We start from the raw sequence: 18,279 nt of genomic DNA, 5'->3' as shown, positions 1-18,279 counted from the left end.
GAGCGATCAATGGTTTTATCCAAACAGACTGGGGAGGCTGCGGGCGTCTCCAGTAAAACCGCAGATGCGGTTTTAACCCTTCTTAGCGAGGGTGCCACCATTCCGTTCATTGCCCGGTACCGCAAGGAGCTTACCGGGGGATTGGATGAAACCCAGATAATGAAAATCCGGGATACCGCAGAGGAACTGAAGGCCCTACATCACCGAAGAGACTATATCATTAAAACCATCGAGGCTCAGGGGAAGCTTTCCCCTGCGCTGAAGCAGGCCATTCAGCAGGCGCAAACCCTTATGGATCTGGAGGATCTGTACCTGCCATTTAAGAAGGGCAGGCAGACCAGGGCCGATAGGGCCAGGGAGAAGGGCCTGGGACCTGCCGCCGAGGCTGCCTGGGGTAATCCGGAATCTCCCCTAGGGGCCATCCGGGGGTGGGCGAAGATGCATGGCCTACAAGAGGTTCAGGAGACGGTTGGGGGTGTGCAGGATATTCTCGCTGAGGGCTGTGCACAGAATCACCTGCTTAGATCAGCTCTCCGGGAGGTATTCAATAAAAAATCCCATCTTACCTCTACCTGTATCAAAGCGCGGTTGGAGAAACCCGGGAGCCCAGCTCTTCTCTCGGAGTACCAGAAATTTAAGGATTACTATGACTGGAAAGAGGGTATTACCGCTGTTCCCGGTCATCGGATCCACGCGGTGTTTCGAGGGATGAGCCTGGGTATCCTCCGGGTGAAGGTGGAGCCCCCGGAAGACGAGGTTTTTAACTTGATGGAAGCCTCTGGCTTGCCCATGGGGTGGAAAAAATCAAGGGGTGAGGATCGACAATTCTGGGAGCAGATCTACCTCGATAGTTATAAACGCCTTCTCTTTCCTAGCCTGCAAAACGAAATCTTCCAGCAGCTTAAGCAGAAGGCGGACGCCCAGTCGGTGGAGCTATTTGCAGGAAATATCCGATCTATGCTGCTGGCTCCACCCTTCCGGCGCACGCCGGTGTTAGCCGTCGACCCCGGGTTTCGTACAGGCTGCAAGGCTGTTGTATTAGATGCGGATGGAAGGTTGCTCCATTGGCAGACCATCTTTCCTACGGAGCCAAAGAATGATCTGAGGGGAACCCGGGAGTTTATAGAAACGGTCGTAGAAGAACATGGTATTGGCTGTGTTGCCGTGGGAAACGGAACCGCAGGCCGGGAAACGGAGCAGATCATTCGGGATGTCCTGCAGAATTCCATCCCAGTGCTCCTGGTGGATGAGCGGGGTGCTAGTGTCTATTCCGCCAGCGAATCCGCGAGACGGGAGTTTCCTGATTTAGATGTAACCTATCGGGGTGCTGTTTCCATAGGAAGACGACTTCAGGATCCTCTCAATGAATTAGTAAAAATTCATCCCTGGGCAATGGGTGTTGGACAGTACCAGCATGATGTTGACCAGGCGCTCCTCCAAAAACGTCTGGGCGAGGAGGTTGAACTCTGTGTGAACGCCGTGGGAGTTGATATAAATCGGGCCGGTACGGAAATTCTTTCGTACATTTCTGGTCTTACGCAGAAAACTGCCCAGGCGGTGGTGGAGCACCGTTCTACCCAGGGCCCCTTTACGCACCGTCGAGAACTGTTGAAGGTGCCGGGTGTGGGGGAAAAGGCGTTTCAGCAGGCAGCCGGGTTCCTCAGGACTCCAGGGGGGCACAATCCCTTAGACGCAACGGGTATCCATCCGGAAATGTACGGCGTTATTGAGGATCTGGAGAAGATTTCCGGTACCTCTGTAGCAGACATTATGGATCAAGGGGGATTTTCATGCCTTCCGCACAACCCCCTTGAGACTTGGAAGAAAAAATGGTTTTCTTCCCAGAGCGGATTCGGTCTTCCGACCCTCACCCTCATTGAGCAGGAACTCGCTCATCCCGGCCGTGATCCGCGGCCGGAGTTTGAAATACAGGATTTTGATCCCCGGGTACATTCCCTAGAAGATCTTGAAGAGGGACAGATCCTCCCCGGAAAAGTCACCAATATTACTTCCTTTGGTGTATTTGTCGACCTCGGGGTTCATCAAGACGGACTCATTCATATTTCAAAGCTGGACACCGGGTTTGTTCGGGATCCAGCTGCAGTGGTTGCTCCCGGAGAATGGGTTACCGTGCGAATTCTAGGCCTTGACCTTCAACGAAAACGAATAAGCCTGGAACGGCTTATTCCTTCCAAGGGAAAATCATCCCCTTAAAGGTGCGCTTTCCAACCCGTTCCTTATCCTCGAAGATCAAGCCTCCCCAGGGAATCTTGCGACGGTCAGCCTCGGGGTTTTCTTCAAGATAGTCATATTTATATAATCGAAGTTTTAATCCGACTTGAACTACCAGCATGGCGCCAATGGGGCCCGGGGCGAGGAAGGCGGTCAGGCTACTCAAGGCAAGGACGATTAAAGAAAAGATTCCTAACAAAAACGAGAAACCACCATTATCGAAGAAGATAATGAAGGATTTTTTCAGAATTTTCGGAAAACGGCGTTCCAGCTGGGTCCTGATGGGATAAAAAAACTGGGAAGATAGGAGCCACAACAAGACCATCCAGAATAGAAAGACCAGGGCAGCCAGGGCAAGAATGCTATCCATTGACCAATAAAAGGGAACAACAAAAAAGAGGGTCATGAGGAGGAATAGGTTGATGGCGCCGAAACCAAGACTTATCTTCCAGCTGTCCTTCAGGGCAGGTATGACATCTCGGAATTCTGGTTTTTCGTAGTTGACGATTTTCTTAAGGAGAACCTGGGCCATACCTGTGTAGAGATGAAGCAGCAAAAACCCAAGGGAGATAATGATGATCCCCAGGACAGGCGAATCCTCCATAACAGATGCGGGGGCAAGCAGGGGCAGGGCCAAAAATCCTAGGAACCCGAGATTAAGCAGGGCGATGGATAAAAAGTTATCCCAAAAATCAAAGAACCATTTTTTTATTGTGAACAAGATCATAGTGTCTCCATACTACACCCTTTTAGAAAGCCATTCCAGGGTATCGGCGAGGGCTTTTTCCTTTTCAATTCCGTTGGTAATGACATGACCGCTTTGGGTATAGATTTTATAGTCTAGTTGTTTTGCATTGATCCTACGCTTTATTATCTCGCCAGACCGCAGGGGTACGGTTATATCCTGCTGGGACAAGACCATCATGGTGTCCGCGGTTATATGACCTAGGCTTTTCCGGCACATCCGTTGGAGCCTATACAGCTCTCCCCCCTGGCGGATCCACGTAAAGGAGCCATATTGACGCTGTATTTCTTGAAGCTCCGGTTCAGCTTCTTCGTCTACTCTAGGAACGTGACGGGTTCGGGGAATCATACTGCCAATGAGTTTTGAGAGGCCGATCAATGGATTGCTTACAACTAGAGCGGGTGCAAACAGCATGAGGCCCTCAACGGGGAACTGAGCCGCTAGGAGTAAGGCCAGTACTCCCCCCATGGATAATCCTCCCACCAGCACCGTTTCATTAGTTCTCCGTAAATCAAGATAGGAATCTATGCTGTGACGAAGCCACTGCTTTGCGCTGCTTTGAATAAAATCATCCCCGTTGGTTCCATGCCCCGGTAATCGGGGTACAGACACGGTGAATCCCTGGTCAGCAATGCCCTGGGCAAGATAGTGCATATCATGGGGCCCGCCGGTAAATCCGTGAATCAGGAGAATGGCGGGTCGGTCCTCTCTTCCCTTGTATAAGAGGGGGGAGCAGGGTCCGGCGATGCGGGTTGTAGGAGGGATTCGCGTAAGTTTCATACAAAAAACTATAATCCTTGCGGAGGCGATAAATATACTATACATTTGTTAAGTATGACGAGGTTGTTTCCGCCCATAGCACTACGGTCCCATTATTCGCTACTGAGAGGAATCCATTCACCGGAATCATTATGCCGTATGGCACGGTTCTGGGGGACGTCGTACATTGGTATTACTGATCTGCATAGTTGGTACGGCCTGCCGGATATTTGGACCAGAGCCCGGGATGCCGGGCTATCGGTTCTTACAGGTATTGATGTATCCGATGAAGACGATCCCGATATGGTTTTTCTGATTTACGCACGTAATGATCCGGGATTCCGGCGTATTAACACCCTAGTTAGCACTATCCTGGAAACCGAGTCTCTGAAGAATAATCCTGCCCGGTTCTGTGCTCAGTGGCTGGTTGAGCACGCATCGGCTGATCTCGCAGTTGTTATAAGCCCCAATGAGCGTACCCGCGCCCTGGAGCAGCTGGGGCCGGAAAAGCTGGGGTTGTATGCGGGCCTTACCTGGGGCTTGCCGTACCACCGGATCCTCTCTTGGGCTTCCGATCTGTCCATACCGGTGATAGGGCTTAACCGCGGGGTCTGGGTTGATGAGGAGGATCGATTTCAGGGAGATCTACGCCAGGCCATCAGGTTACAGTGCAGGTATGAGGAGCTTCCGATTCGACTGAAATTACGGGACTGGCAGCAGATTGTAGATCCCGGGGAGGTTACCCGATACTTCGCCCCGGTACCCCGGGTAGCGGAGACAACCCGGGCTTTTTGCCGGGAATGGGAAAATACCATGACCTTCCCCCGTCACTGGACCTTTCCGAGCTTCCAGGGGCTTTCAGAGGATCAGGCTCATCGAAGGCTGGTATCTCTTTGTAGAAACGGGGTGAAAAAACGCTACGGATCCCTAACCCAGGCAATACGCCAGCGTTTGAACAGGGAGCTGGGCATTATTAAAGAAAAGAACTTTTCTAATTATTTTCTGGTCGTTCATGATATTGTGCGCCGGACCCCCCGGACCTGCGGCCGGGGTAGTGCTGCGGCAAGTATTGTCTCCTATCTTCTGGGGCTGACACACGTTGATCCGCTGAAATACGATCTTTTTTTTGAACGGTTCCTAAATTCCGGACGAAAAGACCCTCCCGATATCGATATTGATTTTCCCTGGGATGAACGGGCTGCTACCCTTGAATACGTCTTCTCACGATACCCCGGTCACTCCGCCATGGTCGCCGACCATGTGACCTTTGCAGGAAAATCAGCGGTACGGGAGATCGCCAAGGCCCTGGGGTTGGACGGGGATGAACAAAGCCGCATGGTAGCCCTCTGGAGCAGCGGGAAGGATGACATGCTTCCGCCGGTGCTTCTCCGTCATAGCCGGTTGCTCCGAGGTTCCCCGCGGTACATCGGGACCCACCCCGGAGGCGTGGTTATCACTCCAGGCTTGATATCAGACTATACCCATGTTCAAACCTCTGGGCTTGGTTGGCCCGTTATTGCCTGGGAGAAGGACGGCACCGAGGACATGGGGCTGGTAAAGATTGATCTATTGGGCAATAGATCGCTGGCCGTGCTTCGGGATTGCATTGAGCTCATAAATCCGGTGAGAGTCCAACGGGGTGAAGCCCCTATCGATTGGCAGACCTTTCAGCCCCTGGAGGACTCTCAAACCAGAGCACTTCTTGAATCGGGGGATTCCCTGGGGATCTTTTATGTTGAATCTCCGGCGACGCGGCAGCTGCTCAGAAAGATGCGGACCGCTTCCTTTGAGCATCTTGTTGTTGCAAGTTCGATTATTCGTCCTGCAGCCAACCGGTATATCCAATTATATGTGGAGCGTCTCCATGGGGCGCCATACACCGATGTTCATCCCAGGGTATCTACCATCCTCAAGGATACCTACGGCATTATGGTTTACCAAGAAGATGTATCCCGGGTTGCTATGGCCGCTGCAGGGTTTACCAGCGCACAGGCCGATGGACTACGCAAGACACTCTCCCGGAAAGACAAGGCATTGCGGTTGTCGGCGTACCAGGAACAGTTCGTCCAGGGGGCCCAGAGGCAGGGAATAGGGCAGAACGCCATTGATGAATTATGGCAGATGATCATATCCTTCGACGGATACTCGTTTTGTAAGAGTCACAGCGCATCCTACGCATTAGTGTCCTACAAACTTGCCTATATTCGAGCCCGGTATCCCCAGGTGTTTTTTACCTGCGTCATTAATAATGGAGGAGGGTTTTACTCCAAACAGGTTTATCTGAATGCCCTTCCTCGACTCGGATTCACCATCCTTCCGCCGAACATCAATAAAAGTGAGTGGATGTTTTCCCTGGAAAACCGGGGGGTACGGGTCGGACTTTCCCAACTTCGGTTTGTTTCCAGCTCCGTGATTGATCGGATTCTCGAATCCCGGAAGGAAGGGGGTGTATTCACCTCCTTAGCGGAACTGCTTCGCCGGGTCCCCATGAATTATACCGAGATTTCTATCCTCATCCGGAGTGGATGTCTGGATTCGATTTCGGGAGGGCAAACCCGGCCGGGGTTGATGTGGCAGGCTTTCCATATAAACAGGCCAGGGTACCGAGCCAAGGAGCGTCGAATCACCCTGTCACCCTATCAACCCCTTCATTCCGGTGATGAGCATGCCAGAGGGATTACCTACGGCGGGCGGGAGATGCAACATCAGAACGGCCACGGATCTCGTCGTCCAGGGCTCAACCCCGGAGAGAGGGAGAGGACGCCGGCGAATTCGGCGCCCCAACCGGGACACTTGCGCCAGTCCCGGGCCGGGAGAGCTGCTATGCAGCGTGAGGGGGAACCCGGGGGTGGGGAACTTTTTCCCCTGGAAGAAACGGCTTCGGCTCCGCTGCCGAGAATTCCCCTTCCTGAGTATTCCCTTGAAACCCGGGTATCCGATGAGTGCCGAACCATGGGGTTGATGATTTCCCGCCATCCGGCATTAATTCAAGAGGAACGGCGCAACGAGGTGTTTTTCCGGCTTGGGGGTCCCGGGGAGCCTGTGGATTCCCGGAGGATTTCAGAATGTGCCGAGGGGACCAGGGTCCACTTTGTGGCAAATTTGGTTACCGGAAAGCAGGTGGCGACCAAAAATGCGCGGCTTATGATCTTTTTGACCTTTGAGGATCAATTCGGCTTTATAGAAACGGTGGTTTTTCCAGACCGATACGATGGGGTTCTCAGGGAGATCTCGGGGGGCAGCCAGCTGATCGTATACCTGGTGCAGGGGATTGTCCGGTGGGATCAGGGGGTGTGCACGGTCGAAATCGCCGAGGTGGAGTCTATTTCCGGCGGTTCTGATACCTTCCCGGGTGAATCATTCTTGGGGTACTGATTGTCCAAGAGTAATGGTAAAATGGCGATATGATTCTGCCGATAGCAATGAAAGAATTGTAATGTAAATTGAAGAGGGGGCCTCATGCGGGTCGGAGTTGTATTTCCAGAACGTGGTAAAGAACAGGCTGAAGAGGTTATCCGCGAGTTACAGCGGAAGCACTCCATTGACGCTATCGGGTACCAATTCAATGATGGCTGGCAGAATGTCAACGGAGAGGAATTACAGTTTAATTTTAGTCACTTCAGCCAGTTTGTGGTTATCACCCATGGCTATGAATCTCTGGACCGTATGGGTGGCTGGATCTATATGGTTCTTGGATACGTTCTGGGCGCTGACATTCCCTGTTCCTTTTTTACCGGTCAACAGTTTTCCCCGGGAATGATATTCCGGCACTTGCCAGTGATGTATGATCAGGATGATCTCGTTGCCTTCGTCCGGGATGAGCAGCATATTTGGCTGCAGACCCACCTGATTGAGAAATCCCGAGAGGCGTTGATCGATCAGGGGCTTGGACTTAATGAGGAAAACCTTGCGGAACGAGTGGTACTTGGCGATGTCAAGAATATAGAAAACTATCTACGGATTGGTTTCAGCCCTGATGCCAAAGATCCTCGGGGGACGCCCCTCTCGGTTCTGGCTATACGGAACGGTCATCAGCACATTGTCCACCTCTTGAAGGAGCATCAGGCTGATCTTAATCAGCCCAGTGAGGATAGGGGAAATTCGCCTCTCATGGAGGCTGCAATCCGGGGTTCCCAGGATGTGCTGGAGGAACTGTTGTCCGGAGATGTGGAGCTTGATCATCAGAGTAAAAGCGGGCAGACTGCGCTCATGTTAGCGATCGGTGAGGGACATAGCGAGATTGCCTTGCAACTTATCGCTGCGGGTGCTGATACTAATCTAATAGATCAACTGGGGATGACTGCACGCAAATACGCCGAACTCTTCGGTCACACAGCGGTGGTTGAGGCCATCGATTCCCAGTATGAAAAGGGGCGGACAGTAAATGCCTGAGTCAGATCAAAATCGGATTCCTCAAGAAGGCGGGCGCTACCCGATCCTTCACCTTAAGAACCCCGATGGAACCTCTCGATTTTTTCATCCCTTCGGAGAATCAGTGCCCTATCCCACGGGTGATGATACGATTCCTGTTTTCGGGCTCTTTGGGAAGGAACCCAGGGTAGAAGCGATCCGGTGGTTCCGGGATTCGCTGTTCGGCGAGATCGAGAAAAAAATTGACCAGCTGGTATTAGAACGATCCTTTATTCCGAGATTCCTTGTGGCATCGGGGATTTTTTTGGCAGGTTTTCTGAGCCTATCTCTTTTCATCCGAGATCCGCTTCCCTTATTGGATGAAATTCTTATCTCCGGTGGGGTTAGTATTGTGGTGTTTTTTACCCTAAAACGCCGATCGGGGGTAACAAAAGAAGGGGTGGATCGGAAATTAATCTGCAAAGAGATTATTGATTCAGTTCACTTCACCCGTGATGAGGGAATAGAGATCATTGAAACAGTGTGGCACCGCATAGTTCATGAAGCGCCGGCCATCGATCATGATGAACTGGAGGCTTGGCTGCTTGATCTGGTGCCTGTAGCTCCCTTGCCCGTAGAACCGGAAATGTATCACTTGATGGTTCGACGCACTAAAAACCAGATTGGGTCCCGGCTCAGCCGGGATCTTGAGGTTACAATCTTTCAACTCCTCAGGGGTGAGCTGCTGGAAGCCCGAAGTCGGGTAAAACTGCTCCGCTTATTGACCTCTTCGGGAGGAAGCTACGGGGACTATACGATGGCACTGTACACCGCGTTGTTGCTCTTTCGGTCGAACATCTCGGAAAAAAAAGAACTTGAATAGAGAGCCGCTTGCAGAAGCCATTTACCCTTGGCATACCTAATAATCGAAAAACAGGATAGTATTTTGTAGTTGCTAAAGACTGCTTTGTGGGTAAAAGGTTGTAAACAGCACCAGAACAGCACCAGAAACAGCAGCTCCATCCAAGGGCCGAGGGCTTGGTCTACTGGGTTTCTTCTTCCCGACTGTCGGGCGGATCCGAACTCTCGGACTGTCCCGTTGCCTCCTCACCGAGACGGATCTTTTCCAGGGCCTTATCCAGTTCAAAACTTTCCCGGGCGGTTTCAAGGGTCTTACGGGCGGGTGTAAAGGAAGGATCTAGGCTGAGTGCCTGTTCGCAGAGTTCAATCACCCGAGGATAGTTGCTTTCAGCAAAGGCTTGCAGAGCCTCAAGGTAGAGGGCGTCAACCTGCTCCCGGATGCGGCTGCGTCCCCGGTCACCTAGATCAAGGGTTACCTGTATAGAAAAACGGTCTACCGCTCCCAATGTTGTGGTCCGGTCGAGGGTATAATTCACGAAGAGTGATGTCCAGGGTAGGGTGATTTCAAATCCTGTGGAGATCCGGGGGTTGCCGCCTCGGAGCAGAAGACCTGCCCGAAGGGTTAAAAAGTCCGTAAAGCTGATACCCATACCCACGGCCAGTCCCAAAGACTCTGAATCCTGGGGAGAGAGTAGATTAATCGGGAGGATTATGTCCCCAGAAAATACCAGGAAACGGAGAGGTCTATAGGCGAGACCGCCGGAAAACTGGGTGGGAAGGGGGTCGCCGTTCACAGGCGGTCCGAGATTTTGAATGACCGCTCCAAAGGAAAAATTTTTCTCCCGGGATGAATAGAATTTCAGCAAATTAAAGTGTCCCTGAAATCCAATATCCGCCATAATTCCCAATCCGTCTTGGGACCCACTGACAACCAAGGGTACTGTGGTATAGAGCTCCTCAGGAATGGATCGGTATGCTAGTTTTACATTTGCTCCGATACCCAACCCCGAAAAATAAAAGCTCGGGAATAAAAGGTAGGAGGCATTGAGAATGATTATATTCTCACTGAATGTTTTTGATGCAAGCTGGGCACCTCGGGAATCATAGCGGGTGAAGGGAACGTGGAGGAATTTTCCAGCGATACCGAGTCCAAGCCGATCGAGTCTTATGGTGTAGGCTATGGACTCAAGGCTTACATCAGCAATGAGGTTGTTATGAAAGACGCTGAATTCGGTGTTTTGTAGTAAGCTGCTTGCGGCTGGGTTCGCCTCAATAAATCCGCTATTTTCAGATAGAGCCGTATATGCCGTTCCGATGGCCTCCCGGGCACCTCCGAGGGGTATATTCAATAGCGGAAAGGAGGTTAGCCCGACATTTCTTGACTCAAGAAGATCAAGATATTCAAAGAAATCTGCATAAAAATCCTGAAATTCTTGTCCAGAAAGCGGTGTAACAGCGAGAAGCACCAAAAAAATTCCTATGGAGAGCCTGGAAAACCATTTCATTCTACTGTCAGTATAACGCAGAAACTCTTTGATAATCTATTGGCATAAGGCTAAGGCGCGTTGCTGCCGAAACAGATAGGGGGTATGGTTTGTTTTATAGGGGAGGAAGCTAAATAAAACCATGGTGGTCGAAAGAAATGTTACAGCCATTCGTCTCATTATTTTCTTCTACCATCTGTTGTTAACAGGAATGCTGGCATTCCCGGGAGGTTCAGCCGAGGACCCAATCACAATAGCCAAAACCCTCATCCAAGACCAGGAATACTCCCAGGCCATCGAGGTTTTGGTAGATGTAATACGCACAAATCCAGATCGGATTGAAGAGGCGGAAGCCCTGATGGCTGAGATCCGAACCATTCGCGGATCCTATAATCAGCTCGCTGCAGATCTCATCGATACATTAGAAAACGATCCTGACAACCTTGAAAAGGCCGTCGCTCTCATTGACCAGATGTATTCCCTGGATAGTGCGCCGAATGAACGGACCCGTATGCAGTTGGAGGAGGCGCGCCGCACCGCAAAATTACAGCTAGACAGAACCCTCAGGGATCAACGCTTGGCCCGGGCACGGGAATTCATTGCCGAACAAGAATATCAACGTGCCTTCGGCGAATACATCCAGGGTTTTGAGCTGCAGCGAGAAGAATTCCTGAATGCCTCCTATGACCCCGAATTGTACAGTCAGGTTGAGAGGCTTATAACCCTACTGAGCACCATTGCTCAGGAAACCACCCAGAGGATTGATCGTTGGAGGGCTGCGGTGGGAGATTATCAGGAGGTGATAAACCAGGCTCGTCAGGCTTCAGCTGTTGGGTTTTCCGGAATGCAGGGACCGCTTTGGGGAGCCGGGACATCCCAACGGGAACGCCTCCAGGAGATCGTCCGGGAGGACTACATCTTCATCACCAAGGGGAACGAGGTACTGGAAACCTTGGAAGCCCTGCAAACTTCCACGCCGGGGATCGTAGACTACCTTGTGTTTTTGGAAGTCTTTACGAGAGGACCGCAGGGCTCAACCCAGGAGGGGATTGCGGGGCTAAGCAGAGGTCTGTGGAATAGTGTTTGGGTCCAGCTCTACACCGGACTCGGGGAGGTTGTCCGGACGGAACAGGAACGATTTTTTAGTCTCCTGGATTCTGGTCAGTTTACCCAGGCGGTACACCAGGGTTGGAAGGCCCAGGAATTCATTGCAGCCGCTTCCCATGCCTACAGCCTTGCTGAGGGAGCGCCCCTTCAATCCCTTCAAGAGATTACCCAGCCCTGGGAAACCCGCCTCCTGGACCAGTACGCAATACTCTATAGAACCATTCAAACAAGCATAGCCATTGCAGAAATCGAGGTACAGCTCTCACAGGTAGTCCAAGCCTCACCCTATGGATTGACCCAGGGGGTCCAGGGGCTGGAAGAGCAGGATCAGATGATCCAGAACCTGGCTGTCCTGGAACAGTCATTCATTCAACGGGTAGAAGCGGTCCGAAGCGCTGAGGCCCAGGCAGTCTCGTTTCAGGAGCGAGTTAGCACCCATGTCGCGTCGCTCAGCGAACGAATACGAACCTCCCAATCGAGAATCCTCAACCAGATTGCCCTAGACCTGGAACAGGAAGCCCAAGCCCTGGTTCAGCAGGCCCAGAATCTGCAGGAGGAAGGACAGGCCTTGGTGGAGGGGATCCCGGCCGAGGATCAGGAGCTGTTACTGCGGTACCCGGACCAAGGTCTGCAGCGCTACAGCCTCTCCAGATCCTTGCTTGCGGAGGCAAGGAGCCTCGTACTTCGGAATGAACAGACTCTGGAACAATTCCCCGGCATTTCGGTTTCCTTGGGCAACCGCAGGCAGGGCATAGAGGAACTGAATACCCGGATCGTTTCCCAACAGCAACGGTTGAAAGAACTCACCCAGCAGGCCGAAGAGAATATCCGCCTAGCGGCAGAATACCGGCGGGAGGGAGATCAGCTGGTCGCCCAAAGTACCCAGGCAGCCCAGAATCTCAATGTTGAACAAGCCCGGGACTACTTCGAAGAAGCAAGAATCAGCTACTTTCAGAGTCTTGAATTGAGAAACGACGAGGAGTTCAGGCAAGAAAGTGATGAACTCATCCTGCAGCTCGGCGACCAGATCCGGGAGGCTCAGAATCAAATTGTAGTCCGGCAGGTCCGGACATTGCTTGAGCAGGCCCAATCCCAATACATCGCAGGGGAATTCAGCCAAGCCCTGGAAATCATTTCCAGGGCAGAAGATACCTGGTCCCTCACAAATACCACCACCAACCCGGAGATTAACCTGCTTAAAAACAGGATTACCGCCGCCACCAGTCTTACCCAGGAGCGTGAACTTACCGAGGTTGATCCCCTCTATGCAACGGTCAGCCCCTTTCTCAACCTTGCTCGGGTGGATATTGAAGAAGGCAGACGCCTGGTTAACCAGGGCAACAACAACCAGGGAAGAACCCTCATAACCCGGGCGGAAGAGAACATTGAGAATGTACTATCCATCAAGCCCTATAATTTTGAAGCCAGGATTATGCAGATCCAAATATCACAGATATTGGCCGGGGATGAGTTTCAAAGTCTCTTCGCCAATCGCTACCGTGAAACGGTGAGCCGGATCGGATCTGCTCCGGACATAGACGTGTACACTGACCTGCAGGTTCTTGGGGAAATAAATCCCAATTACCCCGGTCTTCAAGCCAACATCCGAGAGCTGGAGATTCGGCTCGGCCTCAGGGAAAACCCCATCACCCGGGAGGCAATAAACGAATCCAACCGACTCCTAACCCGTGCCCAGGGTCTCACAAACACAGCAGACTCGGCACAATTGCAGGCAGCCCTCGACCTCCTGGAGCAAGCCATTCAGGTCAACCCCAACAACGCCGAGGCAAAGCTGCTTGCCGACACTATTCGGATCCGTTTGGGCGGTCAGGCAAGTTTGGCACTTTCCAGTGCCGATGAACAGCGGTTCCGCAGGGCTGAGAACCTCTTCATTCAAAACAATATTGCCGAAGCCTATGCTATCGTACTGCAGCTGCTTCAGGATCAGCAGAACCAGGGCTACCCACCTCTCCTGTCCCTCCGCGACAGGATTGAGCGGCGCTTGTAAGAGAGTATGGGATGAACTATTATCACCGGGTGATCACCCTGAGAAGTCCTGTAAACCCCCGCGTTGTTTGTCTCTTTGGTATGGTGATTCTCATGTTCGTGCTTCCCGGAATTGGTTTCGGGCAAACCCAGATCCCCCGAGGCAGTGATAATCTTGCCGATCTGGTATTCGAGCAACCCCGTGTCCTGGTGGATGCGAATGTCCGGTTTCCTGAATTGCGGCATATGGGGAACAGGCTTTTCCTCTTTTACCAGAGACTAGAAACCAGGGGTCAGGACAGTCAAATCACCATTGAAATCATTGAAAGTCAGGATCAGGGCCGGACTTGGTCATCTGCCAGCCGTATCGGTGAGGCGGTGCAGTACAGCGGTTCCAATCCTCCGCCCATCTACAGCGTGCCCGATAACGGGCAGGACGGCCTGAAAATAGCCATTGCCGATCAAGCTACCAGTATTTCTCTCTACGATGTAGAAAGCCGGCAGCGTCTTGCAGTCATCCAATCTCCGCAAACCATTGTGAGCCCTCGGCTGTACAGCCTCAATAGTCAGGGATACATCCTCTTTGCCGTCCAAAACGTCTCAGGCCGGTTAACCCTGCTCAGCACCCGAAGTACCGACGGCACTGACTGGAATCCGTTCCAGGTCTTTTCCGAGGACCAGTCAATCCTGTTCTCCTTCAATCCGGTGCTGCACTACGATGAAGGTCTTGACCGGATCCTGGTGGTATTCCAGGGCCTGAAGCTTTCGGAATCATCCTACTACCAGCTCTTTAGCCGGTATTCTGATAACGGCGGTCGCAGTTGGTCCGCGACCCGCCGGGTAACCCTTCAGCCCGATGTTTTTGACGACACCGATCCGAATCTCTACGATAACCAGCGCCCTGATCTTGCAGAGGTGGGGAACCAACTGTACATGGTATGGGAGCGCAAAACCAGCGGCTTAAATCCCCAGGTCGCTATAGCCGGTCTTTCCGCCCAAGGAGATGTATTAGGAGATATCGAACCGGTTACAACCCGAAGTCAGGGCGCCTCGGATCCCCAGATCCTGGATCTGGGGGGCGTTCCCGGTGTTCTGTATTATGATAATCCCCTGGGCAATTCCCGCATATTCCTGGCGGCCCGGGATCGGCAATCCTGGGTCGCAAGAAATCTCAGTCCGGGGGATGGAACCTCGACCTTTGCCGCATCGACCCAGGTGGATTCCCGGCTCTATCTCGTCTGGCAGAATCGCCGTTCCCAGGCCGATGGGGTTGCCCGCCTCGTTTACCGGGAACCGGACCAATCGGCGCCCCTGCCGCGCCTCGTCCCCCAGAATTTCACCCTGGGAGTTCGGTCAAACCGGGAGCGGGTACAGGTACGGGTAGAACCGCGGCCGGATGTTTCGGGAATTACCCATTTTGCCTATGCCTGGGCAAGAACACCGGAAGAGGCCCGCAGTCAGCTGGAAAGGGCGGAGGCGATCCCCCTGGAAGATGGCGGCCTCGATCTCCTCGCCACAGACGATGGTGAGTGGGTTTTAGGGGTTCGGGTACGGGATAGCATCGGGAACTGGTCCGATCAGAATACCATCACCTATTTCCGAGACAGGACTCCCCCGAAGCAGGTGGTAATCGAATATCCGCCCTTGGATGAGTCTGGGTACCTATCCTCAAACACCTTCACTCTGAAATGGCAGGAAAATGACGAGATTGATCTCGCCGGTTACGCGGTCGCATTTCGGTATCTGGGACCGGCCCGGACCGCCATACCTACATCGGCGCCGGCCGTTCCTGCTCGATTCGGAACATCTATTCAGCGTGCCACCACCATCAGTAGGGAGAATATCGATAACGGCCTATGGGCCTTAACCGTGAGCGCCGTTGACCAGGTGGGCAACGTGGGGGCGCCTTCAACCCTCTTTGTACGGCTGAACAAGTATATCCCGGTAACCATTTTGCGGAATGCTGCCCTGGAGCAGGACATTTTGGGTCATTTTGAATTGGAGCTAATCGGCCGCGGATTCAATACCAACGGTGTAATCGATACAATTATTCTGGATCAGGACGGCCAGGAACCCTGGGATTATGAGTTCGCCGCAAACCGGGACGAGTACCAAATTGAGTCGGATACCCGGATTTCGGGAATACGGATTTCGGATGTTGTCACCGGATCCTATAGAATGATTTTAAACCACACAGAACGGGGGAGCTATCGGGGCTCTCAATCCATCCAGTTAAAGGCCGCCGGAACCATACTCTTCGGGAACTACACCCTGTATGAACCCTATTCTTCCCTAGAACCCGTCACTGGAGTCATGACCTTAACCTCCCGGGACGCATTGTTTTGGCTGACTATGGTACTGTTAACGGGAGTCCTTGGAGTTACATTGATTCGTATCAGAGGTGTCATTGTAGAAACCAGGGTTCTGAGTGCCGAGGCCCATGCCATTCTTGCTGGAAAACCCCGAACCCTGCCAGCTGAGCGAGAGAGGATCAGACGAATGAAAAAACGTGGAATTAGCCTGCGGATCAAGTTTTCCGTCTTAATAATAATCCTGGTATTCTCTGTAGTAATGCTTATTGCGTTGCCCCTGAGAAGTTTTGTACTGACAAACCAACAGCGTACCCTTGCCGAGGGTCTAGAACAGCGGGTGCAAGTGCTCATTGAGAGTATTGCCAGCGGTGCGGCTAACCTTATGCCAACCGCCTCGGCTAACACCATTGAGCTTGCTAACCTCATCCTCCAAAGTACGGTTATGGACGAGGCGCAATTTGTTACCATCACGGATCAGAATGAAATCGTATGGGCCACCAATGACCCGTACCTGACCGGTGAGACCCTCCCGCCTCAGACCGGTGAGGCTTCCACGGATATTGAAAATTCCGCTTACTTCCAGCGTACCCTCCGGGGTGATGAGTACCTGCCTGGCCAGCACCCTGTGGAAGATCAATTATCCCAGAGCATTGAAGATCTCGAGAACCGGATAAATACCCAGGCCAGAGATGAACTTGGCGAGCTGCCGGAAGAGCTGGACCGATTGGGTGATGAAATTCGAAGCCTGGTGCTCAGTACCAGCACAGATGCCGCCCGCCGACGAGCCGAAATCGACAGCATCCGTCGGGGATTAAGCCAGCGAATAGATGAAACCCTAAAATCCATCGGGGGGGATGTCCAGAGCGCGCCTGCCTTCAGCCCAGGGGCATACAATCCCGATCAACAGTACTACCTCTTCTATAAACCGGTCATGTACCGGGTATCCGGTCAAAGCGGAGCAGAGGCAGAATACTACCAGGGCATGGTACGCATGGGTGTATCGACCCAGATCATCAACCAGCGAATTCTTGAAACCCAACAGCTCATACAACAGAACATCCTGATCTTCAGTCTCATTGCTCTGGCGGTAGGCATAGCGGGAGCGGGTTTGCTCTCCTTCATCACCGTCAATCCCATTAAAAAATTGGTGGCAGGGGTTGAGCTCATTCGCGATACGGAAGATAAATCAGAATTGAAGAACTTCGGTATTTCTATGAATACCCGGGACGAATTGAATACCCTCGCGGTGGTTATCCAGCAGATGGCCCAGGGCCTTGCCAAGGCAGCCGAAACCAACAAGGAATTGCTATTCGGAAAAGACGTACAGAAAATGTTTATCCAGCTTGATACGGGGCCGAACAATAATAAGCTTTCCACAGGACATACCCAATCCGACTTCTCTGACTTCTTCGGATACTACGAGGGAGCCAAGGGGGTTTCGGGGGACTATTTCTACTATCAAAAAATAACCCAGGACACCTATGCCATAATTAAATGCGATATTTCCGGTAAGGGTATTTCTGCGGCTCTCATCATGGTTGAGGTTGCTACCCTGTTCCTCAACTATTTCAGCGACTGGGAGCAGAAGCAGAAGGTTCTCAAGAAGAGGGGAGGCAGGCGGGAACCCTTGAGCACACTGGTATACAATATCAACGACCTCGTGGCAGAACGGCAATTCACAGGGCGCTTTGCCGCCTTGAATATCGTGCTATTCAATGAGCGCACCGGCGCCATCACCTACTGTAATGCCGGGGACAACCAGGTCTTCTCTTACCGACGTAGTAAGGGTGAGGTGGTACAGTCCTCGCTTTTTGCCTCTCCTGCGGCAGGGGTGTTTAATAGCAAGGATATTCCCGTCCAGTTTAAGGAAGAATACGATCAGCTCGAGCCCGGGGATGAACTAATGCTGTTCACCGACGGTCTTGAAGAAGCAAAGCGGCATTTTCGAAACAACGACGGCACCCTGAAGCAGGTTACCCAGGAAGATATCGATGAGGGCAATCTTCCCGAGGACATCATTCCCAATACCAACAGCGAAGAGTTTGGGCTTACCAGACTTACGGCTCTCATCAATACGGTGAAGCAGGGGGGCGTATTCCACCTTACCAAGTATTTTGCTCCCTACGAGCCGGGTGATATTGTTTTTGATTTCCGGGAGCTGGAGGATACGACAGAAAACACCGTCCTTTCGATCATAGCAGTAGAAAAAATGTTCAGACTCAATCCCGACCCCTCCGCCGGGCCGGATGATAGGGTCAGTATCGATAAAAAGGTGGATGATTTTCTCCGGATTTACTGCCGGGACTACTCGAAGTATTTCTCCTACCAGTTGGAAGAGGATCCAAACAGTCTTTACCGAGTGTATACCCATCTCAAGGAAGATGAGCAATACGACGATTTAACCATCCTCACCGTTAAAAAGAAGTAGAAAATGGACGATAGT

The 18,279-nt window shown here is 52.2% G+C and carries 9 protein-coding genes; 6 read left to right on the top strand and 3 right to left on the bottom strand.

Features of this window, described 5'->3' with window-relative positions; genetic code table 11:
• The first annotated feature begins 9 nt into the window (after window positions 1-9).
• Entirely contained in the window at window positions 10-2,214 is a 2,205-nt protein-coding gene (locus tag DC28_RS01165; protein ID WP_037544744.1) for a helix-hairpin-helix domain-containing protein, read from the top strand.
• Here the strand turns inward: DC28_RS01165 and DC28_RS01160 are convergent.
• Entirely contained in the window at window positions 2,183-2,959 is a 777-nt protein-coding gene (locus DC28_RS01160; protein ID WP_037544743.1) for a hypothetical protein, read from the bottom strand. The genes DC28_RS01165 and DC28_RS01160 overlap by 32 nt on opposite strands.
• A 12-nt stretch (window positions 2,960-2,971) precedes the next feature.
• Entirely contained in the window at window positions 2,972-3,757 is a 786-nt protein-coding gene (locus DC28_RS01155) for an alpha/beta hydrolase (protein ID WP_052078304.1), read from the bottom strand.
• A gap of 54 nt (window positions 3,758-3,811) precedes the next feature.
• Here DC28_RS01155 and DC28_RS15035 point away from each other — a divergent pair, with 54 nt between their 5' ends.
• From DC28_RS15035 to DC28_RS01140, 3 genes are all read left to right on the top strand, one after another.
• The gene (locus DC28_RS15035; RefSeq protein WP_081941760.1) at window positions 3,812-7,111 is read left to right on the top strand and encodes a helix-hairpin-helix domain-containing protein; all 3,300 of its coding nucleotides are present in this window, start codon (window positions 3,812-3,814) and stop codon (window positions 7,109-7,111) included.
• Window positions 7,112-7,195: 84 nt separating this feature from the next.
• Entirely contained in the window at window positions 7,196-8,128 is a 933-nt protein-coding gene (locus tag DC28_RS15030) for an ankyrin repeat domain-containing protein (RefSeq protein WP_052078302.1), read from the top strand.
• Complete coding sequence (locus tag DC28_RS01140) at window positions 8,121-8,969, top strand: hypothetical protein (protein WP_037544741.1); 849 nt, start codon at window positions 8,121-8,123, stop codon at window positions 8,967-8,969. The genes DC28_RS15030 and DC28_RS01140 overlap by 8 nt, the downstream gene beginning before the upstream one ends.
• 160 nt (window positions 8,970-9,129) lie before the next feature.
• Here DC28_RS01140 and DC28_RS01135 read toward each other — a convergent pair whose 3' ends face one another.
• Window positions 9,130-10,452, bottom strand: coding sequence for a UPF0164 family protein (locus tag DC28_RS01135; RefSeq protein WP_052078301.1), 1,323 nt, complete (start codon window positions 10,450-10,452; stop codon window positions 9,130-9,132).
• A 121-nt stretch (window positions 10,453-10,573) separates the two neighbouring features.
• On the opposite strand from DC28_RS01135, the gene DC28_RS01130 reads away from it, so the two are divergent.
• On the top strand, window positions 10,574-13,546 hold the full coding sequence (locus DC28_RS01130) for a hypothetical protein (protein WP_037544739.1): 2,973 nt from the start codon (window positions 10,574-10,576) through the stop codon (window positions 13,544-13,546).
• A 29-nt stretch (window positions 13,547-13,575) separates the two neighbouring features.
• Window positions 13,576-18,264 (top strand): SpoIIE family protein phosphatase, encoded by a 4,689-nt coding sequence (locus tag DC28_RS01125; RefSeq protein WP_238565737.1) that lies wholly within the window; start codon window positions 13,576-13,578, stop codon window positions 18,262-18,264.
• The last annotated feature ends 15 nt before the right edge of the window (window positions 18,265-18,279 follow it).

The organism is Spirochaeta lutea (assembly GCF_000758165.1).
Taxonomy (GTDB): Bacteria; Spirochaetota; Spirochaetia; order DSM-27196; family Salinispiraceae; genus Spirochaeta_D; species Spirochaeta_D lutea.
Note: the sequence above shows the minus strand (reverse complement) of the source record. Positions and strands in the feature narration are given on the sequence as shown.